Annotated in this window: 20 protein-coding genes; 12 read left to right on the top strand and 8 right to left on the bottom strand. The window is 72.4% G+C overall.

Annotated elements, in window-relative coordinates; all coding sequences use genetic code 11:
- Window positions 1–13: 13 nt before the first annotated feature.
- From ACIRQ7_RS04585 to ACIRQ7_RS04575, 3 genes are all read right to left on the bottom strand, one after another.
- The gene (locus ACIRQ7_RS04585) at window positions 14–325 is read right to left on the bottom strand and encodes a hypothetical protein (RefSeq protein ID WP_404259789.1); all 312 of its coding nucleotides are present in this window, start codon (window positions 323–325) and stop codon (window positions 14–16) included.
- A gap of 156 nt (window positions 326–481) precedes the next feature.
- Complete coding sequence (locus ACIRQ7_RS04580; protein WP_404259787.1) at window positions 482–1699, bottom strand: helix-turn-helix domain-containing protein; 1218 nt, start codon at window positions 1697–1699, stop codon at window positions 482–484.
- Between the two features lie 33 nt (window positions 1700–1732).
- Window positions 1733–2752 carry a hypothetical protein gene (locus ACIRQ7_RS04575; RefSeq protein WP_404259786.1) on the bottom strand — a complete coding sequence of 340 codons (1020 nt, stop codon included), beginning with the start codon at window positions 2750–2752 and terminating at the stop codon, window positions 1733–1735.
- Between the two features lie 186 nt (window positions 2753–2938).
- On the opposite strand from ACIRQ7_RS04575, the gene ACIRQ7_RS04570 reads away from it, so the two are divergent.
- The 3 genes from ACIRQ7_RS04570 to ACIRQ7_RS04560 all read left to right on the top strand — a co-directional run bounded on the left by ACIRQ7_RS04570 (window position 2939) and on the right by ACIRQ7_RS04560 (window position 8451).
- Entirely contained in the window at window positions 2939–4696 is a 1758-nt protein-coding gene (locus ACIRQ7_RS04570; protein ID WP_404259785.1) for a serine/threonine-protein kinase, read from the top strand.
- A 147-nt stretch (window positions 4697–4843) separates the two neighbouring features.
- Window positions 4844–6520: a succinic semialdehyde dehydrogenase gene (locus ACIRQ7_RS04565; protein WP_404259783.1), complete on the top strand. Its 1677-nt coding sequence runs from the start codon at window positions 4844–4846 to the stop codon at window positions 6518–6520.
- 41 nt (window positions 6521–6561) lie between these two features.
- Complete coding sequence (locus tag ACIRQ7_RS04560; protein ID WP_404259781.1) at window positions 6562–8451, top strand: GMC oxidoreductase; 1890 nt, start codon at window positions 6562–6564, stop codon at window positions 8449–8451.
- A gap of 73 nt (window positions 8452–8524) precedes the next feature.
- Here ACIRQ7_RS04560 and ACIRQ7_RS04555 read toward each other — a convergent pair whose 3' ends face one another.
- Together ACIRQ7_RS04555 and ACIRQ7_RS04550 are read right to left on the bottom strand one after the other, a co-directional pair.
- Window positions 8525–9598, bottom strand: a complete 1074-nt coding sequence (locus tag ACIRQ7_RS04555; RefSeq protein ID WP_404259780.1) for an LPXTG cell wall anchor domain-containing protein — start codon at window positions 9596–9598, stop codon at window positions 8525–8527.
- Between the two features lie 870 nt (window positions 9599–10468).
- Window positions 10469–10816: a chorismate mutase gene (locus tag ACIRQ7_RS04550; protein WP_404259779.1), complete on the bottom strand. Its 348-nt coding sequence runs from the start codon at window positions 10814–10816 to the stop codon at window positions 10469–10471.
- Between the two features lie 251 nt (window positions 10817–11067).
- On the opposite strand from ACIRQ7_RS04550, the gene guaA reads away from it, so the two are divergent.
- The 3 genes from guaA (at window position 11068) to ACIRQ7_RS04535 (ending at window position 14706) form a co-directional block, all read left to right on the top strand.
- A complete protein-coding gene (gene guaA / locus ACIRQ7_RS04545) occupies window positions 11068–12654 on the top strand; it encodes a glutamine-hydrolyzing GMP synthase (RefSeq protein ID WP_404259777.1) in 1587 nt (528 codons plus the stop codon).
- 161 nt (window positions 12655–12815) lie between these two features.
- Window positions 12816–13745: a 2-hydroxy-3-oxopropionate reductase gene (locus ACIRQ7_RS04540; RefSeq protein WP_404260113.1), complete on the top strand. Its 930-nt coding sequence runs from the start codon at window positions 12816–12818 to the stop codon at window positions 13743–13745.
- 142 nt (window positions 13746–13887) lie between these two features.
- A complete protein-coding gene (locus ACIRQ7_RS04535) occupies window positions 13888–14706 on the top strand; it encodes a class II aldolase/adducin family protein (RefSeq protein ID WP_401463701.1) in 819 nt (272 codons plus the stop codon).
- Window positions 14707–14784: 78 nt separating this feature from the next.
- Here the strand turns inward: ACIRQ7_RS04535 and ACIRQ7_RS04530 are convergent, their stop codons facing one another.
- Window positions 14785–15546 (bottom strand): hypothetical protein, encoded by a 762-nt coding sequence (locus ACIRQ7_RS04530; protein WP_404259776.1) that lies wholly within the window; start codon window positions 15544–15546, stop codon window positions 14785–14787.
- A 387-nt stretch (window positions 15547–15933) separates the two neighbouring features.
- Here ACIRQ7_RS04530 and ACIRQ7_RS04525 point away from each other — a divergent pair, with 387 nt between their 5' ends.
- From ACIRQ7_RS04525 to ACIRQ7_RS04515, 3 genes are all read left to right on the top strand, one after another.
- Entirely contained in the window at window positions 15934–16209 is a 276-nt protein-coding gene (locus ACIRQ7_RS04525; RefSeq protein ID WP_404259775.1) for a hypothetical protein, read from the top strand.
- A 527-nt stretch (window positions 16210–16736) separates the two neighbouring features.
- On the top strand, window positions 16737–18017 hold the full coding sequence (locus ACIRQ7_RS04520) for a hypothetical protein (protein ID WP_404259774.1): 1281 nt from the start codon (window positions 16737–16739) through the stop codon (window positions 18015–18017).
- A gap of 432 nt (window positions 18018–18449) precedes the next feature.
- A complete protein-coding gene (locus tag ACIRQ7_RS04515) occupies window positions 18450–18992 on the top strand; it encodes a TQO small subunit DoxD (protein WP_404259772.1) in 543 nt (180 codons plus the stop codon).
- A 412-nt stretch (window positions 18993–19404) separates the two neighbouring features.
- Here the strand turns inward: ACIRQ7_RS04515 and ACIRQ7_RS04510 are convergent, their stop codons facing one another.
- Window positions 19405–19614 (bottom strand): hypothetical protein, encoded by a 210-nt coding sequence (locus tag ACIRQ7_RS04510; RefSeq protein ID WP_404259771.1) that lies wholly within the window; start codon window positions 19612–19614, stop codon window positions 19405–19407.
- Window positions 19611–21092 carry a PspC domain-containing protein gene (locus tag ACIRQ7_RS04505; protein WP_404259769.1) on the bottom strand — a complete coding sequence of 494 codons (1482 nt, stop codon included), beginning with the start codon at window positions 21090–21092 and terminating at the stop codon, window positions 19611–19613. The genes ACIRQ7_RS04510 and ACIRQ7_RS04505 overlap by 4 nt, the downstream gene beginning before the upstream one ends.
- 331 nt (window positions 21093–21423) lie before the next feature.
- On the opposite strand from ACIRQ7_RS04505, the gene ACIRQ7_RS04500 reads away from it, so the two are divergent.
- The 3 genes from ACIRQ7_RS04500 to ACIRQ7_RS04490 all read left to right on the top strand — a co-directional run bounded on the left by ACIRQ7_RS04500 (window position 21424) and on the right by ACIRQ7_RS04490 (window position 25443).
- Entirely contained in the window at window positions 21424–23187 is a 1764-nt protein-coding gene (locus ACIRQ7_RS04500) for a serine/threonine-protein kinase (RefSeq protein WP_404260111.1), read from the top strand.
- A gap of 86 nt (window positions 23188–23273) precedes the next feature.
- On the top strand, window positions 23274–24557 hold the full coding sequence (locus ACIRQ7_RS04495) for a PspC domain-containing protein (RefSeq protein ID WP_404259768.1): 1284 nt from the start codon (window positions 23274–23276) through the stop codon (window positions 24555–24557).
- Between the two features lie 91 nt (window positions 24558–24648).
- Window positions 24649–25443 (top strand): LuxR C-terminal-related transcriptional regulator, encoded by a 795-nt coding sequence (locus tag ACIRQ7_RS04490; RefSeq protein ID WP_404259766.1) that lies wholly within the window; start codon window positions 24649–24651, stop codon window positions 25441–25443.
- Window positions 25444–25700 lie beyond the last annotated feature (257 nt).

The raw sequence follows: 25700 nt of genomic DNA, 5'->3' as shown, positions 1-25700 counted from the left end.
CACGGGTCGCCCGTCAAGAGCCGTCTTGTGCGCTCTCCTCCAGCCGCCCGCCACGGCTCTCGGCGATCCGCACGGTGTCCCGCAGAGCCGCGCTGAGCTGCGCGGACAGGAACCGCAGCTGCGCGGCGTCCACCGCCGGGTCGGCGATCAGGGCCCGAGCGTGCTCCAGCAGACCTAAGCCCATACCCAGCTGGATGGCCTCGACCTGGTCGGCGTGCCGGGACACGGGGCCGCCGTCGCTGTCGGTCAGCAGATAGCAGCGCTGGTCGTCAGGCCCGGCCCAGGGGAGCAGACGGGCGCTGGGGCGGGCGGTACGGTGCGGCATGTCGACCTGCTTTCGTCAGGTGGGCCATGCCCCCGGACCGGTCGCACGGTCGCGGGGGTCCGCCGTGATCGACGGACTGGCAACGCCAGGTAGCGCGCCCCTCGACGAACAGTGACGCCCTGTGCCACTTTCCACCCCGAGCTGTGACGCCCTGTCCTACCCGTCGAGGCGGAGCCGGTCGGCGAGGTCGAGGAGGGGGGACGTCCGCCGGCGCTCGCGGCCACGGAGATCGGCCACCAGGCGGCGGCTCGTGGAGTGGTAGCGCATCCACTCCGGGGCGGCGCGCTCCGCCGTGAGCAGCGCCTGCAGCGCGCCGTCGTCCTTGTTCAGGTCGGCGAGGGCGAGCGCACGGTCCACGTGGAACCGGGCACGCCAGGTCGGCGGCAGCGCGTGCAGCTCGGGGACGGAGCGGGCCGTCCGCAGCGCCTGCGCGCTCTCCGCCATCTCCACCTGGAAGTTGACCTGCGCCACACCCACGTTGGTGGGGCCGAACGGCGTTGCGTAGTCGAGGCGGTCCGTGCCGATCCGCGCCGCGGCCGCGCCGGCCATGGAGAGCAGCTCCCGCACCGTGTCCCGCCGCTCCAGGCGGACCGCGGCCGTGGCTGCGCGGAGCAGCAGGATGCCCCACAGCGCCAGCTCGACGGGCGGGGAGCGGAAGCCCGGCTCCGTGCGCTCGGCGGCGGTCATCGCCACGTGTTCGGCGTCCGCGAGGCGGCCCTGTTTCGTGAGAACCCAGGCGAGGCTGGAGTGGCCAACGGTCTCCAGGTGGGGGTCATCCCCCTTGGCCGCCGCCGCCATCGAGCGTTCGAGGGCGGTGAAGGCGGCGTCCTCCTTGCCGAGCGCCGTCAGCGTGGTCGCGGCCACCTGATAGGCCTCGGCGAGGACGGAGTGGGCCGCGGCGGCCTCGCTCCCGGTGGTCGTGCGGGCCGTGGCCTTGGCGTCCTGGATCAACTGCGGTAGCAGCACGCCGATTTCCGCCATCCGGCCGTCGCGGCGGATGCTTTCCGTCGCACGCAGCGAGGCCCGCAGCGCCGCGATACCCGGCGGATCCTCCGGGTCGGACTCGTCACCCAGCAGGTCGGCGACGGGCGAGACCGCCTGGCGCAATGCCAGGACGGAGGGCTGGTCGCCCTCGCTGCGGACCTCGAACGTGGCGGGCTGACCGACGAGTGCGGACGGCTCCACGTCCAGGGCTCTGGCCAAGGCGTTGAGTGTGGCCGGCCGGGCCGTCCGCCGTACGCCTTGTTCGAGCTTGCGAACGGTGTCGGTGCACAGGCCCGCCCGCTCGGCGAGGCCTTCCTGCGTCAGTTTGCGCCGTCTGCGCAGCCGGGCGATGCGCTCGCCGATGCCTGGCTCCTCGTGGAACACATCCATGGCCACCCCCGCGAGAAGGACGTAGCGGCCACGCTACTCCGGTGTGTGGAGCGCCCAGGCCCGCGACCCCGCGTACACCCCCGCGCCCCGCCCGGTGGACAGCACCACCACCGAGGTCATGGCCGCCAGGGCGTACCCGGACGTCGCCGTCGCCAGCATGCCGGTGTGCGTATCGAAGGACCGGTTGAAGGAGCCGGTCACGGCCAGCAGGACCACCGTGCGGACCGTGAGGTACAGCTGCACGGAGGCGAACACCAGGAGGGCGCCCCGGACATCGCGGCGGCCGCGCAGCGCGAGTGCGCCGAGGGTCAGCAGGGCGGCCACCGTTCCCACGGCGGCGAATTCGGGGGTGGTCTCCAGGTGGAGGGTGCCGGGCACCGAACCGTCGACCACGGCGTGCAGGAAGCTGTCCGCGCGCACCATGGGGGACGTCATCGTGCGCACCGTCCAGGCGAGCTGCGCGGCGCCCAGGGCGAGGAACAGCACCCCGCAGATGCGCGACGGGCGGCGCCACCAGGCGTCCAGCTCGTCCGGGCCGCCGGGCCCGTCCGCGCCGCGGCGCTCCTTGGCCGGGAGCAGGACGACGAGGACGACCAGCGCGGTGAGCAGTCCCAGCCCGCGGGTGGCGAGCATCCAGCCGCCCAGCGGGTCGTTGCTGTACTGGTCGCGGTAGGCGGCATCGAAGAGGCCGACGCCTTCGCGGGCCGAGAGGGCGAGCAGCACGAATCCGCACAGCAGCGCCGCGGTGCGCGCCACCCGCCGCTGGGCCAGCGTCAGCCGCGCGATGACCAGGAAGGCCAGGGCGAAGGCCCATTCGTACGGTCCGAGCAGTTGGGCGCCGGGTCCGGCGGCGGGATTGAACAGGCCCTCGAAGAAGTCCATGACGGTGCCGTCGCCCTGGGCGATGCCGTGCACGGTCCAGCCGATCAGCGCGGCCGCGTGGAGCAGCAGGCACAGGCCGGCTGCCAGATATGCGCCGCTGTGCTCCGGAGCGGCCCGGCCGGGATCGGGCCCCGGGCGGACGTCCACCGTTCCGCCGTCCTGCATCACCATGGCCGACCCCCGTTCCGCCCGCGCCGGTTGCCGCACCGGCCGTTCCCGTACAGCAGCCTCACTGTGTCAAGGACGGCGCGAGGGGCGGTGGAGGTTCCGCTCCACGTCCGCGGTGTGTCGTGGGGAGGGGCTCGGGCGGGGGGTGCCGCTCCCTCCGGTTCGGTGACTGTGGGGCAAGATGGGGCCATGGGCATCTTCGGGGGCGAGGGCCGGTTGATCGGCGGAAGGTACCGCCTGGACCTACGGCTGGGCCGGGGCGGAATGGGCACGGTCTGGCGGGCCACCGATGACCTCCTGGACCGCCAAGTGGCAGTGAAAGAGCTGCACTTGGACGAGGAGGCGAGCGGGCCCGAGACGCGGGTGCAGCGTGAGCGCGCGATGCGCGAGGCGCGCACCGTCGCGCAGATCAAACACCCGAACGTGATCGTCGTGCATGACGTCGTCGAGCAGGACGGCCGGCCGTGGATCGTGATGGAGCTGGTCGAAGGGCCGTCGCTGGCCGACCGGCTGTTCACCGGCGGGCCCGTGGCACCGCGCGAGGCGGCCCGGATCGGCATCGCGCTGCTGGGCGCGCTGCGGGCGGCGCACGCGCGGGGGGTGCTGCACCGCGACATCAAGCCCGCCAACGTCCTGATGGAGACGGGCACCAACCGGGTCGTGCTCACCGACTTCGGGATCGCCCAGGTCCCCGGCGTCACGACGCTGACCGAGGCGGGCGGATTCGTCGGCTCGCCCGAATACACCGCGCCGGAGCGGATGGCGGGCCGCGGCACGGGACCCGAGGCCGATCTGTGGTCGCTCGGGGTGCTGCTGTGTGCCGCGCTCAGCGGCGCTTCGCCCTTCAGCCGCGACTCGTTGGGCGGTGTGCTGCACGCCGTCATCCATGACGAGATCGAACTCCCGGAAGCCGCCCGGCCGTTGGGCGCCGTCGTCGGCGGTCTGCTGGAGCGGGACCCGCTGCGCCGGCTGGACGTCACCGAGACCGAGCGGCTGCTGCGCGGCTATCTGCACTCCGGCCGGGCGCCGGAGCGGCCGGCAGGCGACGCAGCCACCCACCACCCGGCCGAAGCCCACCCGTCGGCCGCCGCCCTCGACCCCGACCCGATGTCCGCGGAGGCCCGTACGCCCGGCGCGCCCGCCGCTGCCGGGCACGGCGCGGGACGCCCGGCAGGCCGTACGGGACCTCGTGCCCACGGAGTGCCGATCCCGCACGCGCTCGACGACCGCGCGCTGGCCGCCGCGGCCCGGCCGCACACCGGCCGCACGCGGATCGCCCTGCTGGTGGCGCTGGCGGTGGTCGTGCTGGGCGGTGCGGGGGCCGGCGTCACGGCGCTCGTCATGAACCAGGGCGGCGAGGACGGCGCGAGGGACGCCACCGGCCGCTCCCAGCAGAAGCAGAAGCCGGGCACGCAGGTGACGCCGAGTCCTTCGGTCGGCAGCCCGCGCCCCGGCGTCACGATCGCCTCGCCGCCCGAGCGGGGCGGCACCGCCACGGCCCCGGCCGGATACGGCATCGTCCGCGACCCGCTGGGCTTCGCGCTCGCGACACCGGACGGATTCACCCGCTCCTACGAGAAGCCGCGGGTCTACTACTACTCCGAGGGCAAACGCTTCCGGCTCGGCATCCAGCTCCAGAAGCAGGTGCCGGCCGGTCCGCTCGGCACGATGCGTACGGCGCACGCCGAGGGCCCGGCCCACTACCCGGGCTACCGCCGGGGGCGGGTCGTCGAGACCACGCACAACGGCCTGCGGGCCGCGCTCTGGGAGTTCGTCTGGGACGGCAGCGCGCAGGACGGCGGCCCCCGCTACACCTACGACCTCAGCTGGAACGAGGGCGGCAAGATGATGGACGTGTGGATGTCGGCGCCGCTCGGGTCGCGCGCGGAGGCCAAGCGGCACTTCGACACGGCAGCCGACACCTTCCGGCTGACCCCTGGCAGCTGATCCGGTCGCCGCCACGCCCGCCCGCTGTCGGATCCGCGCTGCCCAGCACCGTCGTGGCCAGCGATTACTGGCGCGATTGTGCGCAGCGCGTGAAAACTCATTACTCCCGGGTACACAAAGCGCCCGGGGAGGAATACGCTCGCCGACATGACGGACTCGCAGGACACCGGAACAGCCGCCTCCACCGCTGACGAGGCCCCCGCGGCCACGGCGACCGCCGACGCCCCCGCCCCGCCCGCCGGGGGCAACCCCGTAGCCCTCGCCGCCGCCGGCACCCGCACCGCGGCCGACGTGGTCACCCCCGAGGTGGCCGCCCGGCTCACCCGCGGCGTGATCGGCAGCGGCCGTACCGCCAACCACACCCCCTTCACCGGGGAGAAGCTGGCGGACCTGCCGGAGTCCACCCCCGAGGACGTCGCCACCGCCTTCGAGCGGGCCCGCGCCGCCCAGGCCGCCTGGGCCAAGGTCCCGGTCAAGCAGCGCGCCGCCGTCCTGCTGCGCTTCCACGACCTGGTGCTGCGCCGCCAGGCCGAGGTGCTCGACCTGATCCAGCTGGAGACCGGAAAGGCGCGGCTGCACGCCCACGAGGAGGTGCAGGCGGTCGCCGTCGCCGCGCGCCACTACGGCCGCAAGGCCCCGTCCTACCTCGGCCCCAAGGGCCACACCGGTGTCATACCGACCCTGACCAAGGTCACCGAACTCCGCCAGCCGCGCGGAGTCGTCGGCCAGATCGCCCCCTGGAACTACCCCTTCGAGCTCTCCGTCGGCGACGCCCTGCCGGCCTTCGCCGCGGGCAACGCCGTCGTGATGAAGCCCGACACGGAGACCGCGCTGACCGCCCTGTGGGCGCGCGAGCAGCTCATCGAGGCCGGACTTCCCGAGGACGTCTGGCAGGTCGTGATCGGCGAGGGCCCGGTCGTCGGCCCCGCCGTCGTCGAGCACGCCGACTACGTCTCCTTCACCGGCTCGACCCGCACGGGCCGCGAGGTCGCCCAGGGCGCCGCCGCCCGCCTGGTCGGCGTCTCGCTCGAACTCGGCGGCAAGAACGCCATGTTGGTGCTCCAGGACGCCGACATCGAAAAGGCCGCGTCCGGCGCCGTCCGCGGCTGCTTCTCCTCCGCCGGCCAGCTGTGCATCTCCATCGAGCGGCTGTACGTCCACGAGTCCGTCGCCGACGACTTCCTCCAGCGGTTCGCCGCCCGCACCAAGGCGATGCGGCTGGGCAACGCCCTCGCCTACGGCGCCGACATGGGCTCCCTGGTCGGCGAGCGCCAGCTGGAGACCGTCACCCGCCATGTCGAGGAGGCCGTCGCCAAGGGCGCCGAGCTGGTCGCCGGCGGCCGGCCGCGCCCGGACATCGGCCCGCTCTTCTACGAGCCCACGATCCTCGACGGCGTCCAGGCCCCGATGGCGGTCTGCGGCGAGGAGACCTTCGGCCCGGTCGTCTCGATCTACCGCTTCAGCGACGAGGACGAGGCCGTGGCGCTCGCCAACGCCACGCCGTACGGCCTGAATGCCAGCGTCTGGACCAAGGACGGCCGGCGCGGCCGCGCCGTCGCCGCCCGGCTGCGCACCGGCACCGTCAACGTCAACGAGTCCTACGCCGCCGGCTACGGCAGCGCGCAGGCCCCGATGGGCGGCATGGGCGATTCGGGCCTCGGCCGCCGGCACGGCTCCGAGGGCATCCTGAAGTACACCGAGGCACAGACCGTCGCCCAGCAGCGGGTGATGCCGCTGGCGCCGTCCTTCGGCATGACGGACGAGAAGTACGCACAGATCATGACCCTTGGCCTGCGTGCGATGAAGGCCTTCCGACTTCGCTGAACGCCTTCCGGCTTCGCCGACCGAATCACCAGGGAGAGCCAGTGTCTCAGGAGAACTCTGTCCAGAATCAGGACCCGGAGCACGCGCGGGCGCCCGAGCAGGAGGACGGCTACGACTACGACGTCCTCGTCGTCGGGTCCGGCTTCGGCGGCGCCGTCTCCGCCCTGCGGCTGACCGAGAAGGGCTATCGCGTCGGCATCCTCGAAGCCGGCCGGCGCTTCACCCGCGCCACCCTGCCCAAGAACTCCTGGGACATCCGCAACTACCTGTGGGCCCCGGCCCTCGGCTGCTACGGCATCCAGCGTGTGCACCTGCTCGGCAACGTCATGGTGCTCGCGGGCGCCGGGGTCGGCGGCGGCTCGCTCAACTACGCCAACACGCTCTACGTGCCGCCGCAGCAGTTCTTCGACGACCAGCAGTGGGGCCACATCACCGACTGGCACGCGGAGTTGACGCCCTACTACGACCAGGCCAAGCGCATGCTGGGCGTCCGGCTCAACCCGACCATGACGCCCGCGGATGTCCATCTCAAGGATGCCGCACAGCAGATGGGCGTCGGCGACTCCTTCCACATGGCGCCGGTCGGCGTCTTCTTCGGCGACGGCGACGACGCCGGCGGCAAGGCGAAGGCCGCCCCCGGCGCCGAGGTCCCCGACCCCTACTTCGGCGGCAAGGGCCCCGCACGCAGGGCCTGCACGGAGTGCGGCGAGTGCATGACCGGCTGCCGGCACGGCGCCAAGAACACCCTCAACGAGAACTACCTCCACCTCGCCGAGCAGGGCGGCGCCGTCATCCACCCGATGACCTCCGTCGTCACCGTCACCGAGGACTCGCAGGGCGGCTTCGCCGTCGCCACCCTCCCCACCGACAACAAGCGCAAGGGCCGGGGCCGTACCTTCACCGCCCGCCGGGTCGTCATCGCGGCCGGCACCTACGGCACCCAGACCCTGCTGCACAAGATGAAGGACAGCGGTCTGCTGCCCGGCATCTCGGCGAAGCTCGGCGAGCTGACCCGGACCAACTCCGAAGCGCTGGTGGGCTCGCAGACCAACAACCGCCGCTACCGCAAGAAGTACGGCAGCACCCCCGACTTCACCCGCGGCGTCGCGATCACCTCGTCCATCCACCCCAACGCCAACACCCATATCGAGCCGGTCCGTTACGGCAAGGGCTCCAACGCGATGGGCGCGATGTCCATCCTCCAGGTGCCGCTCGCCGCCCGCCGTGTGCCGCGCGCGCTGTCCTGGGTCGGGCGCGGCGTACGGCACCCGGTCCTGATGATGTACTCGCTCTCCAACCGCCGCTGGTCGGAGCGCACCATCATCGGCCTGGTCATGCAGTCCCTGGACAACTCCCTGACCACGTACCGCAAGACGGACGGCATCGGGAAGGGACTGCTCACCGCCCGGCAGGGCCACGGTGCGCCCAACCCCGACCAGATCCCGGAGGCCAACGAGGCCGCCACGCTCATCGCCGACGAGATCAACGGCTTCGCCGGCAGCAACGTCGGCGAGCTGATGGGCACCCCGCTGACCGCACACTTCCTGGGCGGCTGCCCGATCGGGGAGGACGCCGACCACGGCGTCATCGACCCCTACCACCGCCTCTACGGCCACCCGGGCATCTCGGTCGTCGACGGTGCCGCGGTCTCCGCCAACCTCGGCGTGAACCCGTCCCTGACGATCACGGCACAGGCCGAGCGCGCGATGTCGCTGTGGCCGAACAAGGGTGAGAAGGACCCGCGCCCGGCCCAGGGCGAGGCGTACCGGCGGCTGAACCCGGTCGCGCCGGTCAGCCCCGCCGTCCCCGACGACGCTTTCGGCGCACTGAATCTGCCGCTGCTGGCCGTCCCGGCGGTCCCGCCCAGGAAGTCCCCGGCGACGCCCGAGCCGGAGCAGACCACGGAGCCGGCCCGCGCCCAGGAGTCCTGACAGGGTGGACGCATTGAGGGGCCGCACCGGACAGACCGGTGCGGCCCCTCAACGCGGCTGCCCGCGACCGCTGTTACGCGGCGCCGGCACCGTCCGTCCTGCGGCGGCGCACGACGAAGACCGCGCCCGCGCCCACGGCCATCGCGATCCCGCCGACCAGGCCGATCGCCGGCAGCGCGGAGGAGGCGCCGGTCTCGGCGAGGTTGCCGGTCACCGGCAGCTCGGCCAGATCGTCCCGCGGCTTGCTGGAGTTGACCGGCTTCGTGCTGCCCTGCGGGCCGGTCTTGTTGCCGGGCTTGCCGGGCTTGGCCGGCGGGACCTGGCCCGGCTCGCTGTCGGCGGGCAGGATCGTGAAGTCGTACCACTGCTCCTCGGACCAGCCGCAGGAGCCGTCCTTGTTGAGGTAATCCCCGGCGACCAGCGCGAAGCCGTCACCGGCCTTCGCGCCCTTGTCGGCACGGATGCGCAGCGTGAGCTCGGCGGTCCGGTGCGGGTCGAGCTGGAACCAGCCGAAGTACCGGCCGCTGGTCCACTCGTCGAACGCGGTCCACCTGCCGGTGTCCGGGTCCTGGTACTCCAGGTCCAGCTGGGTCCCGGGGTGGTCCATGTCGGCGGTCGGCACCGCGTAGATGACCGGGAAGACCTCGTCCAGCGCCCGGTCGGTGGTGTTGGCCAGCCGCACGCTGAAGCGCGACCAGGCTCCGCCCGCGACGAGCTGGGAGGGCAGACCGGCGACGTCGACCTTGATACCGGCCGCGTCCACCTCGCACTGCGGGTCGTCCGACGGGTCCGGGGACGGCGCCTGTGTGGTCGGGGGCGCGGGGGTACCACCGGGGGAGGCGGGGCCGGCCGGATCGGCCGGGTCCGTCGCCGTACCGCTTCCGCCATCGGTCCCGGCGCCCTTGTCCGGCTCGGTTCCCGTACCGGAACCGGGAGTTGCGGCCGGGGTGGCGGAGCCGCCGGAGGTGTCGCCGCCGGTCTCGCCGGTGTCGCCGGTCTGCTCCGGGGAGGGCGTGGCCGGTGCCGGTTCGGCGCTGGTCTCCGTCCCGGGGCCGGTCGTCGCGTACGCGGCGGGGGCCGCCATCAGGGCGGCGGGGGCGATGACGGCCGTCGCTGCGGCAGCCGTCAGGGCACGGCGAAGCTTCATCGAGAAGACCTCTCGGGTCCAAAATGCCGCAGGGCGGCACACGTTGGGTCGGGCCGTCGCGGTGGGGCGCGGTAGGGCCGTGCGATTGCAGGTACATGACCGGCCATGGCCGGAAATGGTTGTCCGCTTCGACCGGACGCGCTCCCGTGATACGCGTCACAGTGGCCACAGCCGTCACACAGGCACCCGACAGGGGACGCACAGGCCACTCATAGCGAAGGGCCCCGGGATTCCGTCCGCGAGGGGGGTGCGGACGGCCACGGGGCCCTTGGCTTTCGGTGCCGGCGTCAGGGCAGCGTCGGCACCGAGGGGCGGCGCTGGGGGGGGATAGCGCCGCTGGTTCAGGGGTTGTGCTCGATGGTGCGGGCCGCGCGGTGGTTGGACCAATGGCAATGCCGAGGTCCACACCAGGCGCGGTGAGTGACTCGTCAAGCATCGTGCTGGATACGCCTCATCCGGCGCAACCGTTTCGACCGGATGCGGTCGGTCCCGGGCGTCCCCAGGACCGACCACCCCATCGGATGTGACCGGGCTGCTGTCCCCTGCTGACCGGTCACGGCACCGGAACGAGGTCCCACGACGCGGACCGCTGCAAGCGGCCGGCGTCTCATCGCTCCGGGGTTCCGCCCATGGGGCGGCGTCTACGCGTAGTCCTGCAGGCCGCGCCTGGCTGGCGTGGCACCGGGAACAACGAACCCTCTCGGTGGCCGGTCACGCGCCGTACGGGTGAGACGGCAACCGAACTCAGATGCGGCCGCTGAAGGGGGGCGCGTGCCGCTGCCGCGCGCCGTGCCCGTGCGTCAGGACAACGCACGTTTCCGGCCAGCTGCAGACCGCGTCGGGCCCGGCCCCTCGTCGTCCCCCGGCGGGTCAGATCCGGCCGCGGGAGAGCTCCAGCAGGGTCATCGCCAGCGCCGTGCCGGGCTTGCCCAGCTGGTCGCGGTAGTGCGCCAGGATCTCCATCTCGCGCGAGAGGTTCACCCGGCGCCCGCCCGAGCCGATGCGCTCGCGCTGGATGACGGCCGAGACGGCCATCCGTTCCTGGACGAGGCCGATGATCCGGCCGTCGAGATCGTCGATCCGGGTGCGTGCGTCGGTGATCGCCCCGGCCGCCCGCGGGGTGCGCGCTCCGGTGTCGGGGCCGCCGGATCCCGCGGTGGAGGGGGTCGTGCCGGCGACGGCGGTGGCGGTGGCTGTGGCGCTGGTCTCGGTGCTCATGTCCGAATCTCCTGGGGTGGTGGCCCCGGAGCCGATGATCAGGTCCGGACAGACGCAGACGCCCCGGACCATTTCGGCCCGGGGCGCCTGGGAAGTTGCTTGTCAGTGAATCAAGCAGCGTGACCATGGCAGCCGGCTGGGCCGGTGCCATAGGTAAAGACGAAGGTCATCTGCTTGGACATGGCGCTCAGTATGAGCCCGTTAGAATCGAAAGTCCAACCCCTGCTCCACACCGCCGGAAGGCCGCCGAAGTGCCATCAGGACCCCCTGCCGCCGCCCCGGACGTCGTCCTCGTAGTCGACTTCGGCGCTCAGTACGCCCAGCTCATCGCCCGCCGCGTCCGCGAGGCCCGGGTATACAGCGAGATCGTGCCGTCCACCATGCCGGTGGCCGAGATGCTCGCCAAGAACCCGAAGGCGATCATCCTCTCCGGCGGCCCCTCGTCGGTTTACGCCGAAGGCGCCCCGAGCCTCGACCGCTCGCTGTTCGAAGCCGGTGTCCCCGTCTTCGGCATGTGTTACGGCTTCCAGCTCATGGCCACCACCCTGGGCGGCACCGTCGACGACAACGGCGCCCGCGAGTACGGCCGCACCCCGCTGACCGTCTCCCGTCCCGGCTCCACTCTCTTCGAGGGCACCCCCGCCGAGCAGCCGGTGTGGATGTCCCACGGCGACGCCTGCTCCGCCGCCCCCGAGGGCTTCACCGTCACCGCGTCCACCGACGTCGTCCCGGTCGCCGCCTTCGAGAACGACGAGAAGAAGCTCTACGGCGTCCAGTACCACCCCGAGGTCATGCACTCCACGCACGGCCAGCAGGTCCTGGAGCACTTCCTCTACCGCGGCGCGGGCATCGAGCCGAACTGGACCACCACCAGCGTGGTCGAGGAGCAGGTCGCCGCGATCCGCGAGCAGGTCGGCAGCAAGCGGGCCATCTGCGGGCTCTCCGGCGGCGTGGACTCCTCGGTGGCTGCCGCGATCGTGCAGAAGGCCATCGGCGAGCAGCTGACCTGCGTCTACGTCGACCACGGCCTGCAGCGCAAGGGCGAGTCCGAGCAGGTCGAGAAGGACTTCGTGGCCGCCACCGGCGTCCAGCTGAAGGTCGTCGACGCCGAGGAGCGCTTCCTGGCCGCCCTCGCCGGGGTGTCCGACCCCGAGCAGAAGCGGAAGATCATCGGGCGCGAGTTCATCCGCGTCTTCGAGCAGGCCCAGGCGGAGCTGGTCGCCGAGGCCGGTGCCCACGGCGAGTCCGTTTCGTTCCTCGTCCAGGGCACGCTCTACCCGGACATCGTCGAGTCCGGCGGCGGCACGGGCACCGCCAACATCAAGTCCCACCACAACGTCGGCGGACTGCCCGACGACATCGAGTTCGAGCTCATCGAGCCGCTGCGGCAGCTCTTCAAGGATGAGGTCCGGATGGTCGGCACCGAGCTGGGCCTGCCGGACGCCATCGTCCAGCGCCAGCCGTTCCCCGGCCCCGGCCTGGGCATCCGGATCGTCGGCGAGGTCACCAAGGACCGCCTCGACCTGCTGCGCGAGGCCGACGCCATCGCCCGCGAGGAGCTGACCTCGGCCGGTCTCGACCACGAGATCTGGCAGTGCCCGGTGGTGCTGCTCGCCGACGTCCGCTCGGTCGGCGTCCAGGGTGACGGCCGCACCTACGGCCACCCGATCGTGCTGCGCCCGGTGTCCTCCGAGGACGCGATGACCGCGGACTGGACGCGGATGCCGTACGACGTGCTGGCCCGTATCTCCACCCGGATCACCAACGAGGTCGCCGAAGTCAACCGCGTCGTCCTCGACGTCACCAGCAAGCCGCCGGGGACGATCGAGTGGGAGTGACCCCTGCCAGGATCTGACCCCCGCCAGGGTCTGACCCCTGCCAGGGTCGTCCGTGGAACGCCGGCGCCGCCGCTCAGCAGCAGTTCTGAGCGGCGGCGCCGGCGTTTGAGGATTGACGTGCGCGGCGGCGAATCCCATGATGACTTCCGTATAGTGATTGGATAAATCCATTATGCGGAAGCAGTAGTCAGCAGAGGGAGCGCGCAATGAGCACCATCGGATTCCTCGGCCTCGGCATCATGGGCAGCCCCATGGCCGTGAATCTCGCGAAGGCCGGGCACACCGTGCGCGGCTGGAACCGCAGCCCCGGCCGGGCGGACGCCCTGGTCGCCGCCGGTGGCACGGAGGCCGCGTCGATCGCGGAGGCGGTCCGCGACGCGGACGTCGTCATCACGATGGTCCCGGCGTCGCCGCAGGTGGAAGCCGTCGCGTACGGCCCCGACGGCATCCTGGAGAACGCCCGGCCCGACACCCTGCTGATCGACATGTCCTCGATCACCCCGCAGACCTCCATCGACCTGGCCGAGGCCGCGGGGCGCAAGGACCTCCGGGTGCTGGACGCTCCCGTCTCCGGAGGCGAGGCAGGCGCCGTGGAGGGCGTGCTGTCGATCATGGTCGGTGGCGACCGGGCCGACTTCGACGCGGCGCAGCCCGTCTTCGACGCGGTCGGCACGACGGTCGTGCTCTGCGGTCCGCACGGTGCCGGCCAGACGGTCAAGGCCGCCAACCAGCTGATCGTCGCGGTGAATCTGCAGGCCGTCGCCGAGGCCGTGGTCTTCCTGGAGAAGTCCGGCGTCGACCTGGCCGCCGCCCTGGACGTCCTCAACGGCGGGCTGGCCGGCTCCACGGTCCTGACCCGTAAGAAGGCCAACATCCTGGCGCGGGACTTCACCCCCGGCTTCAAACTGGAGCTGCACCACAAGGACATGGGCATCGTCACCGACGCCGCCCGCACCGTCGGTGCCGGTCTCCCGGTCGGCGCCACCACGGCCCAGCTCATCGCCTCCGCGGTGGCCCGCGGCGACGGCGCCCTGGACCACTCGGCGCTGCTGCGCGGGGTGGAGCTGCTGAGCGGGTACGGCCGCGACTGACGCCCTCAGGGCCCTACCGCCGCCGCGGGCCTTCGGCCCGTACGTCCGCCGCCGGTGAACCGCCTCCCGCGGAACTCGCCCCTTCGTCCTCGTCGGGGGCCTGGCCTCCTGAAGTACCGGAGGGTAGCTTCCGCACCGAGTGCTGTGTGCCGAACGTGCCAGGAGGAGAGCCGCGATGCCCGAACCGACGCCGATACCCACCGAGCAGCTGCAGTTCGCGATGCCGCCGACACACGAGACGATCGAGGGCGAGCGGCGGTACCGCAAGGAACGCCTGGTCGCGGCACTGCGCCTGTTCGGGCGCTTCGGCTTCGAGGAGGGCGTGGCGGGACACATCACCGCGCGCGACCCGGAGTTCACGACCTGCTTCTGGGTCAACCCCTTCGGGATGTCCTTCAAGCACATCACCGTCAGCGACCTGATCCTGGTCAACCACGAGGGGAAGGTCGTCGAGGGCCGCTACCACGTCAACCAGGCGGCCTTCGCGATCCATTCGCAGGTCCACCAGGCGCGCCCGGACGTCATCGCCGCGGCCCACAGCCACTCCGTCCACGGCAGGGCGCTGTCCTCCCTGGGGGAGCTGCTGGACCCGATCACCCAGGACGTCTGCGCCTTCTACGAATCCCATGCGCTGTACGACGCCTACACGGGTGTCGTCGTGGACGAGGAGGAGGGCCGCCGGATCGCGGCGGCCCTCGGCCCGCACAAGGCGGTGATCCTGCGCAATCACGGTCTGCTGACCGTCGGCGATTCGGTGGACGCGGCGGCCTGGTGGTTCATCACGATGGAGCGGTCCTGCCAGGTGCAGCTGGCCGCGAAGGCCGCCGGAAAGCCGGTGCTCATCGACCACCACAACGCCGTCCACACGCGCGAGCAGCTCGGCAACGACCTGGTCGCATGGATCAACTACCAGCCGCTGTACCAGCAGATGGCGCGCAGCGAACCGGACCTGTTCGACTAGGACGCCGTCGAATGCCCCGGCCGGGCGGTTATGTGCCCCGGCCGGGCCGTCGGGTGGACGGCCCGGCCGAGGGCGGGTTCAGAGTGCGTGCGGGAACAGTGCGGTGAAGGGATCGACGCCGGCGGCGATACCGCGGCTGAACGGTGCGTCGAAGTCCCAGACCAGGAAGAGCAGGAAGGCGATCAGCGCACTGAACAGGCCGGCCATCAGCAGTTCCCGCCCCGACCGCCGGATCTGCAGGGTGAAGATCAAACCGATGGTGATGGCGGCACCGATGATCAACCCGAACCAGACGACCGACGGCAGCGTCGAACCGGCCGCGTCAGCACGGGCGTTGCGCGCCCCGTCCGCCACCGCCAGCTGGTCGACGATGGGTTGGTAGGACTGCTCCTCGAAGCTGTCGCGGGGGTGGTGGTCGGTGACGTCGGCACGGACCTTGGTGAGCAGATCGGCGCCGTGCGCGGTGAGTTCGCCCTGCTCGGCCATGACCGGCCACTCCTTCTTCACCACGTACGTCACATAGCGATCGACGTCCGTGCGGATCTGGTCGCGCACCGGAGGCGAGTAGGCCCGCGCCCGCGCGCTGACCTCATGCAGGGCCTGCGCCTCGGTGCGCACGGTGTCCTCCGCGGCGCTCCGGGCCTCCCAGACCCCGGCGATCGCCAGACCCAGGACGATCGCGTAGACGACCCCCACCATCATGGTCATGTATTCGATGACATCGGGAGTTTCGGACGGGTCGTCGTCCTCGCCGATACGGCGCTGCTTGAGCACCGTGATGGCCAGGACGACGCCGCAGGCAGCGGCCATGGCGAGGGCCAGTACCAGCCATTGCGACATGGGATCTCCTACGAGGAACGGCGTCCGGCGGAACCGGACGAGGAGCTCGAACGGGGGCGGAGGGCGGCTCCGGCCAGTACGGCCGGGGCGGTGATCAGCAGGGTCCTGGTCACCATGGAGCGCCCGTCGTGCGGTTTGTGTGTCACCGGCGCATAGCTGCGCGGGAGCTGGGGCGTCGGGGAGACCTGGAGGGGCGCGGGGGCACGTTTCGCCGGGCGCGGTGGTGGGGCGGGCGGCGTGTGGCGGACGGGCGGCGGGGGCGGGGGGGACGGCGCCCGGGGCTCGGGGGCGGGGCGCGGTGTGACCGCGGGCGGGTGTGGGCGGGGGGCCGGTTTGTGCGGGGGAGGCGGGGGCGGCTTCGCGCACGGGAAGTGCCAGCCGTGCGGCATGGGGAATCCGGTCGGCACGTCGACGGGTGGACTCGTCCCGGCGTACGCACAGTTGTCGCCGTTCGCTGTCGACGAGGACGCCGAGGACGCCGAGGACGCCGAGGACGACGATGATGACGAGGTCGATGACGACGACGATGTGGTCGACGGGGTCGATGTGTTCGACGAGGACGCTGGTGTGGCCGATGTCGCCGGAGCTCGTCGTTCCGCGCCGTGCGCGGTGCCGCTCCGCGCGGCGTGCCCGGTGTCAGGTCCCGCGCCCTGCCTCTCGTGAGCTGTCGCCGAGGATGCCGGGGCCAGTACTGCGCTGATCCCGGTCAGCAGAAGGAATGCGGTGGTGGCGAGGCCGGCACCCACCCTGGGAAGTCCGTGTAGTTGGCACACGGCCAAAGTCTGCGCAGTGCGGCGCCGGTTCAGCCGCGGCGATCCATGGGTTCCCTCAAATGGTGGGAAAAGCGGATAGTGCGCACACGGTGGCCGCCGCGTGTGCGTACCGGGGGAGGGGACGGGTTGGGGTGGAGGTGGGGTGGGGGCTGCCGTGTGTGTGCCGGTGGGTGTCCGCCGGGCGTCCGGCGGGTCCGCCGTCCGGCGCGTGGCCGGCGCGTGACCGGTGCCTGGTCGGCGGATCCGGCTTCCCGGCGGGCGCTCGTCAACGCGCCGCCCGGCTTCGCCACCCTCCACCAGCTGGACGTTTAGGGGTAAGACCCGCAGGGTGAGGCACAATTCCCCGGCACAGCAGAGAAGTTGGCGACGAGTGGCGGCAGGGCGGTAGCGGACGTGTCGGTTGATGCGGCGGGCAGAGTGACCGGATCGGGCGAACCGGGGGCCGGTGCGGACGGTGGTACGGGTGGCACCTGCCTGTGCGGGCGGTGTCCGCACGGCGCCCGCGCGGGGCACCAGAAGGCGGTCGCCGCGTTCATCGCGCTGCGCGAGGAGTTCGCCGCCGGGCGGGGTGTGCCGGCCGGGCTCGCCCATTCCGCCGGGGCCGCCCGCCAATGGGTGTCCGACGAACTCGCCCTGTCAGCAAAGGGATTGGCTGCTCGCGGTGCCGCCGAAGGGGTCGCCTGGCTGGCGGTCGTACGGCGGCGCACCGTGCTGGTGGTGTGGGGTGCGGTGGTGGCCCTGCTGATCGGGCAGGCGCTGACCGCCATCGGGGGCGGCTGGACTCCGGGCCGTACGGCGGGACTGGTCGCGGCCGTCGTGCCGGCGCTCGGTCTGACGGTGGCGGCCTGGCGCCAGCATGCGCACGGCGGGGCGCTGGCGCCGCTGGTCGGTGTGGACGGACGGCTGTCCACCTCGCGTACGGTCGCGGCCGGTTGGGTCATGCTGGCGTTCTATGCCGTTCTGATGGCGGCCGTGCGGCCGGCGATCGGCGGCGCGGGGGGAGGGGCGCGGGAGCGCCTCCTGGGCGGTGGGGAACTCGCGCACTCGGCAGGGCTGTTGACGGTTCTCGCGGTCGGCATGGCGGTGGCCGTGGCGGCGCACGGGCTGGTCGCCGGCCGGGTCCGGGCGGGACGGGCGCAGAAGGTCTCCGCCGAACGCCCGCGGGCCGTCGACCTGTTGGCGGATGACCACGGACGGGGCAGCTGGACGGATGCGCAGTATCTGCTGCTGAACGCGGTGGTGATCGCGTTCGCGCTGGTCCGGCTGGCGGGACATCCCGGTGAACTCCCTCATGTGCCATGGGGGTTGGCCTTCCTGGTCGCACTCTCGGGGGCGGCGTACCTGGCGGGGAAGGCGCTGGAGGGGGGCAGGCCGGTCATCCTGTCGGTGGTCAGGGCCCGGGAGCTGGGCGATCTCGCCGCCCCGATCCGTACCGGCGACGACATCGAGATCCGCGGCACCGGCTTCGTCCCGCCGGGCGCCGGAACCCCGGACCGGCTCGCCCGTACCGTCGTACGGATCGGCGGGGTGCATGTCCCGGTCCCCCTGGTCCCGGTGTCCGGGGGCTTCGGCAACCCGACGGACGGCGTCCTGACCGTGCCGGTACCGGTCGATGTCGAACCGGGCCGGGTCGAGGTCTGCGTCGTCACGGCGGCGGGCGTGGAAACGGACGGCTACCCGATCGACGTCCAGGACTGAGCGGGAACCAGGAACCTGGGCCCAGGAACCAGGAACCAGGGCTTCCCGCTGGCTGCCGGGGTGTCCGGGAACGGGGGCTTCCCGGCTGGGGGCTTCCAGGACCGGGGCCAGGCATGGGGCTTCCAGGACCGGGGCCGAGCCTGGAGCTTCCAGAGCCGAGGGCGTCAGGGGCAGAGGGGGCCGGGCGGGCCGGGCGCGGCCGAGAAGCACGCGGGCTTGCTGAGTGTCCCGAGGTGTCCTGAGGAGTTCCGAGGCGCTCCGAGCGGTGCTGGGACGTGCCGGGACGTGCTGGGGCGCGGCCGGTCTGCGTGCCGGGCTTCCTGACATGCACCGGTCTGGTGAACGTCGTGTGCACGTTCGTACGTACCTCCCCAAGAGGCGTGGGCGCGGGCACAATCGTCTGCGCCCGGTCGCGATGGAGAGGCGGACGTCATGGTTCACGCGGATCGCACGATCAGTGCCGACTTGGGAGGAACGGGCGGCGCCGCCGGCAACGGACTGCGCGGCCGGATGGCGCGCGGTGCGCTGCTGCCGCTGCGTCTCTTCCTCGGTGCCACCTTCCTTTACGCGGGGCTGGACAAGCTGCTGGATGCCCATTTCCTCGCCGCCTCAGGCACCGGCTCGCTCGGTGAGTTGCTGACTCAGGTGCATGACACGGCGGCGCTGCCGCAGCTGGTGGATCTGGCGCAGAGGAGCCCGGTGGGCTTCGGCTATGCCATCGCCGTCGGGGAGTTGGCGGTCGGTCTCGGTACCCTCGTCGGGCTGCTGGGACGCCTCGCGGCGTTCGGCGGGGTGCTGATCTCGCTGACGCTGTGGCTCACCATGAGCTGGTCGACCACGCCGTACTACTACGGCAACGACCTCGCCTATCTCATGGCCTGGCTGCCGCTGGCGCTGGCCGGAGCGCCGCGCTTCTCCCTCGACGCCGCAATGGCGGGCCGCCGCAAACGCCATGGGGCCCAGCTCTTCGGATGAGGACGGCTGCGAGCGCCTGACTGCGGGCGTCTTCGCTACTGCGAGCGTCTGCCGGCCCGTGTCTGGCGCGGCGCACGCCTGGCGGTCTGCGCCTGATGGCCCGCGTCTGGTGGGCCGTGCCTGTTGGCCCGCGTCTGACGGCTCGCGTCTGGCGGCTCGCGTCTGGTGGGCCCGTGCTTGGCGGTCAGCGTTTGGTGGGCCCGCGCCTGGCAGCCGCGCCTGACGGCCCGCACCTCACCTGGTACCTGCCGTCCACATCCGCACCTCATCGGGTACCTCACGCCGTCGGCCACCCGTCAACCAGCCACTCACTGTGCCTCTCCCCCTGCCCTTCCCCTTCACATCACCGGCCCCTCCCCATCACCCGCCCCTCCCCATCACCCGCCCCGCCCCATCACCCGCCCCGCCCCCGTCATGAGCGGTGGGCGAGTTTGTGGCGGCGCGTCGTGGCCCAGATGGCGGCGGTGACGCCGGAGAGGATCAGGCCGGCCGGGATGACGAAGAAGAGCCAGGGGCCGGGGGCATTCCAGACGCCGAGGGCGTCGAGGCCGTAGCCGGTGCCGACGGTGATGGCGGCGATTCCTGAGATCAGCCGGGCCGGTTCGAAGGGGTGGCGCTTCACGAGTGACCTCCCGGGCGGGTCGGGGCGGCTGGCGGAGTGGGGGCGGCCGGGGCGGATGGCGCGACGGGCGGGGACGGGCGGCTGGGTGGGCCGGAGGCAGGCGTGGCGTGGCGGATGTCGAGCCGGCCGGCGCCGACCTTGAGGGTCAGGTCCAGTGTGCCGTGTGGCTTCTCGCCCTTCCTGAGGCCTTCGGCGGGCAGCGAGACCGTCCGCTCACCGCCCGCGGAGATGTCGACATCATTGGGTGCGTCGCCCGGCAGTTGGAGATCGCCGAGACCGAGGGAGATCCGGAGCCGCGCGGTCACCCCCTGAGGCAGCGTCACCTGGAGACGCCCGGCACCCACCTCGGCACTGGTGCGGACCGTGCGGCCGTCCTTGAGGGGCAGTCCGCTGAGGTCCAACAGGCCCTCCCCGGAGCCGAGTTCATAGCGCTGCTGGACGGCACCGACGCTGCTGGGGGACCAGGTGCGGTGCTGGACGTTGGTGGTGATGCTGTCGGGCAGCGCCGTCGCGCCGGCGAGGAGCAGGGCGGTCAGTACGACCATGAAGACCGTGCCGCCGCCCGTCCGGCCGAGCCAGGAACTGAGGACCAGGCCCAGGCCGAGGACGACGAGCGCACAGGCGAGGCCCGCCTGGAGCGAGAGCGCGAGGCCGTCGTGCCGGGAGACGGCGAGGGCGGTGCCCGCGCCGCCGAACAGCGCCAGCAGGAACGTCCAACCGCCGATGGGGCGGCCGGCCCGGGTCCTGCGCGGAGTGCGGGTGCTGCGGGGCGGCGCGGTCGGGCGGGAACCGGCACCGGCTCGGTCGCCGGGCCGGTGACCGGGCCATCCGGGGCCGGCGGCCTGGCCGTGGGTGGGCTCGTAGGTGAGGTCGAGCGGGAGGTCGGGGCCCCACAGATAGGCGGGGCCGGACACCGTGTCCGTGGAGCGCGGATCGCGCCACCAGGAAGGGCTGTTCGGTGCCGGGGGAGCCTTGGTCTCCGGCGGGGCGTCGGCGACCGCCTGTGCCGTGGCGGCGTCCATCGACTCCGGCCCCTCGGCCTCGGCGTGCCGGCGCCGGCGCGACCAGTAGGCGGAGCCCGCGACCGCGAGCGTCAGCATGATGGCGAAGGGCATCGTGCCGCCCCTGCCGAGGCTCGTCAGGAACAGGCCGCAGCCGACCAGCGCGAACAGCAACGCCGTCAGGGCGGAGCCCTCCACCCGGCCGGAGAGCAGCCTGCGGCCTTCGTTCTCCTTCTCGCCCTCCAGGGGGATGATCAGCCAGGCGAAGCCGTAGACGATGAGGCCCAGGCCGCCGATGGACAGGACGGCCAGCACGATCCGGAAGATCACCGGGTCGAGGTCCCACTGCCTGCCCAGCCCGCCGCACACCCCGGCGACCACCTTGTGCCGCCGGCTGCGGCGCAGCGGGACGGTCGGCGGGGTGGGGCCGTTGGCGTCGGAGGAGGCCGACTCCTCGGCGCGGGCTGCTTCGTTCATGGACCCATGGTGACAAGCGAGACGGAATCGCGGCATCCGTGGAAACCCTGGCAGATCCCTGAGATCTGCCCTGAGACCCACGAGACCGCCGCGGGCCGACCCGATATCCCCCGCGGGTTCGCATATCGCCCGGCGGGCGCGCCGCACCACGGAACGCGAGGCGGCAAGGGCGGTGGCCGGAGGTCGTTCCGCCGGTGTTGGCGACTATCGTTGCGCCCTGTATACGTACGGGTTTCCGGAGGGGCGTGCGGTGACGGAGGCGGCGTCGGTGGACGAAGGGCGACTGGTCGTCGGGCGGTATCGCCTGGTCGAGCGGATAGGGCAGGGCGGTATGGGCACCGTCTGGCGTGCCCGGGACGAGGTCCTCGGGCGCCAGGTGGCGGTCAAGCGGCTCCATGTCTCGCCCCAGCTCGACGCGGACGAACTCGCGATGCGTCATGAACGCACCACCCGGGAGGCGCAGGCCGCGGCGCGGATCAACCACCCGAATGTGGTGGGGGTCCACGACGTCGTGGACGACGCCGGGCTCCCTTGCATCGTCATGGAGTACGTGCCGTCCTCGACGCTCGGCGACGCCATCAAGGAGGCCGCCCGCGAGAACCGTTCGGTGCCGCCCCGGGAGGCCGCCCGCATCGGCCGCGGCATGATCGCCGCGCTGCGTGCCGCCCATGCGGCCGGTGTGCTGCACCGTGACGTCAAGCCGGGCAACGTGCTGCTCGGGCACGACGGCCGGGTCGTGCTCACCGACTTCGGCATCGCGGTCGCCACCGGGACGTCCACCCTCACCAAGACCGGCGAGCTGGTCGGATCCATCGACTACTTGGCGCCCGAACGGGTCAAGGGCGGCACCCCCGGGCCCGCTTCGGACCTGTGGGCGCTCGGCGCGACGCTCTATCAGGCGGTGGAGGGACGGCCGCCGTTCCGTAAGAGCACCGCGGTCGAGACGGCCTACGCGATCGCCATGGACCCGTTGCGGCCCCCGAGCAATGCCGGTGTGCTCGCCCCGCTGATCGAGGCGCTGCTGGCCAAGGAGCCGGAGGGCCGGCCGACCGCCGAGGTCGTGGAACAGGCGCTGCGGGCGGCGGAGAGCGAAGCGGACACGGCGCAGATGGGCTGGCCGACGCTGGCACTGGGGACCGTCGTTGCCGGGACGGGCCCGGACGGCCTGGCCGAGGCACCGACCGGCCCGGTGGCACACACGGCCGGGCGGGCCGGCACCGAGGACACCGGCTCGGGCACCGGCTCCGGGAGGATCAGGGGGACCGGCCCGACGGCCGGCATCGCCTCCGGCACGGGCGCAGGCACAACGGCAGGCACGAGCACAGCTCCAGGCACGGGCCCGGGCACGGTCAGCGGCTCCGGTGCGGTGACGGGCCGGGTGAACCTCGCCGACGGCGCCGGCCCCCGGGGCGGGACCTCGGCCGATGACCGTACGGACGTGCTGCCGTCCGGTGCGCCGCCCCGTAAGCGCCACGGCCGGACCATGGTCTGGAGCATCGTCGGAGTGCTCGTCGTGGGCGGCGGTGGCGGCGCCGCCTGGTACGCGATGCACCGCGACAGCTCCGCCCTGGCGAGCGACCCGGGCGGCACCCCCGTCCAGCCCAGCGTCCCGGACAACGACATCGGACCGCCGCCGCCGCTCCCCGAAGGCTTCCACCTCGTCAAGGAGAGGGGGCTCGGCGTCTCCTTTCCGGTGCCCGACGGCTGGAAGCGCGTGGTCAAGGACGGCGGTCGGCAGATCCTCTACACCAACAACGCCGAACTCGCCCAGCTGACGGTCAACGCCCTGGACTTCTCCTCGGCCGACCAGGTCCAGCACTTCAAGGAGGTGGAGGCGGACGTGAAGAAGTCGTACCCGATCTATCACCGGCTGCGGCTCCAGGACACGATCTACCAGGGCGACCCCGCCGCCATCTGGGAGTTCACCTTCCAGGGCAAGGCCCGGGAGTTTCGCGGGATCGACCTCGGGTTCGGCCGCGAGGGCGCCAAGGAGTACGCCATCTACGTCTCGGCGCCGAGCGCCGGATGGGCGAAGTACGAGAGGTACTTCTCCCACATCAAGGACGGCTTCCGCCGGGCGGACCCCGAGAGCTGAGGCAGCACGCCCGGTGCAAAGGTCAGGGACGGGCTCAGGGTCGACCCTGATGCCCCGGACCCCTACCGCGTGTGACGATCGGGGACATGACCACCGCGCCGCCCCGCGCCGAGGCGTTTCACTCCCCGGCGCCGGACCCTGACGAACCGCCCGTGCGCAAGCTCTACCGCAGCGCGGACGGGCGGATGCTCGGCGGTGTCGCGCGCGGTCTGGCGGGGCATCTCGGACTGCCGGTCTCCTGGGTGCGGATCGTGTTCGTGGCCCTCTTCCTGGCCGAGGGGATGGGCGCGCTCCTGTATGCGGCGTTCTGGTTCTTCGTGCCGCTGGGCGTCGGCGGGGTGGAGTCCCGGCCCCCGGCGCAGACCGACGGCAAGCGCGGGCTGCTCGGCCGCCGACCCGACAAGGGCCAGGTCTTCGCGCTGATCGCGCTGCTCGTCGGCATCACTGTCGTCGCCTCCAGATTCCAGCTCGGCCGGGCCAACAGCTACCTCTGGCCGGTGCTGTTGATCGGCGCCGGTGTCGCCCTGGTGTGGCGTCAGGCCGACAACTCCCGCCGTGCGCAATGGCTGGAGCTCGGCCGTCGCAAGGGCCTGCTGCCGGTGTTGCGCGGTGCTGCCGGAGTGGTGCTGGTCGGTGCCGGCGTGACCGGCATCGTCGTGCTCCAGGGCTCGGTGCGGCATCTCGGCTCGGTCCTGCAGGCCACCCTCGCCGTGGTGGTCGGCATCGCGCTGCTGGCCGGCCCCTATCTCGTACGGATCACCCAGGACCTCTCCGAGGAACGGCTGATGCGCATCCGTGCGCAGGAGCGCGCCGAGGTCGCCGCCCATGTCCACGACTCCGTGCTGCACACCCTGACCTTGATCCAGCGCAGCGCCGACGACCCCCGGGAAGTGGCCCGCCTCGCCCGTGCCCAGGAGCGTGAGCTGCGCGCCTGGCTCTACAAACCCGAGGGCCGCGGCAAGGACGAGGACGAGGAACCGACGGCCCTGGCGGACGCGGTCCGGCGGGCAGCGGCCGAGGTGGAGGACCACCACGGCGTGCCGATCGAGGTGGTGATCGTGGGCGACTGCCCGCTGGACGAGGCGCTGGACGCCCAGATGCAGGCGGCCCGCGAGGCGATGGTCAATGCCGCCAAATACGGCGGTGAGGGCGGGGCGGTGCAGGTGTTCGCCGAGGTGGAGGGCCGTTCCGTCTTCGTCTCGGTGCGCGACCGGGGCCCCGGCTTCGACCTGGACGCGGTCCCCGGGGACCGGATGGGCGTACGGGAGTCCATCATCGGCCGGATGGAACGCAACGGCGGCACGGCCCGGCTGCGCACCGCCCCCGAGGGCGGCACCGTGGTCGAGCTGGAAATGGAGCGCGCCGAATGAGCGGGGCGGGCGGTGGCGCGGTCCGCCGGCGGCACGGCGGCGCGGGGCGCGCGATGATGACAGGGCAGACACCGAGGGACGGACGGACGAGATGAGCAGCGACGGCGCGCAGGACTTCGACGCAGCGGACGACAGCACCCAGCAGGGCGGAGCACGGCACGACGGCGCACAGCCGGGCGGAGCGGTCGGCGGGGCGGCCGGGGCCGGTGGCGGTGCGGCCGAGGGGCGGACCGTCAGGGTCGTGCTGGTCGACGACCACCGGATGTTCCGTACGGGCGTCCAGGCCGAGATCGGCGAGACCGGGCGCACCGGCGTCGAGGTGGTCGGCGAGGCCGCCGACGTCGATCAGGCGGTCACGGTCATCGCCGCCACCCGGCCCGAGGTCGTCCTGCTGGACGTCCATCTCCCCGGCGGCGGCGGGGTGGAGGTGCTGCGCCGCAGCGCCGCCATGATGGCCGACGCCGACCGCCCGGTCCGCTTCCTCGCGCTCTCCGTCTCCGACGCCGCCGAGGACGTCATCGGCGTGATCCGCGGCGGGGCCCGTGGCTATGTCACCAAGACCATCACCGGCACCGACCTGGTCAACGCCATTTTCCGGGTCGCCGACGGCGACGCGGTCTTCTCGCCGCGGCTGGCCGGCTTCGTCCTCGACGCCTTCGCGTCCACGGACGCCCCGCCGGTCGACGAGGACATGGACCGGCTCACCCAGCGCGAGCGCGAGGTGCTGCGGCTGATCGCGCGCGGCTATGCGTACAAGGAGATCGCCAAGCAGCTGTTCATCTCCGTGAAGACCGTCGAATCGCATGTCTCGGCGGTGCTGCGCAAGCTCCAGCTCTCCAACCGCCATGAGCTGACACGGTGGGCCACGGCCCGGCGACTGGTCTGACCCTTAGGGGATCCCCGGGGCCCATGAGGGGGTCCTTGAGGAGCTCCTTGAGGGGGCGCTCCCGTAGGGACCGTCCCGAGAACCGCACGGACCGCCCGAGGGCGGTCGTCAGCGGGATGAGCCGGGACGGACGCGTGCGGGCAAGGCGGGGCGGACGTCCCTGGCCGCGGCAGGGCGGACGTCCGTGGGGCGGGTGACGGGCGGACCAGGTGGTGAAGGCGGAGGGCCCGCGTAAACCGGTATCAAAGAGGGCCCAA

Source organism: Streptomyces sp. NPDC101393 (assembly GCF_044767385.1).
In the GTDB taxonomy this organism is placed as follows: Bacteria; Actinomycetota; Actinomycetes; order Streptomycetales; family Streptomycetaceae; genus Streptomyces.
This window is presented reverse-complemented; position numbering and strand designations above follow the sequence as displayed.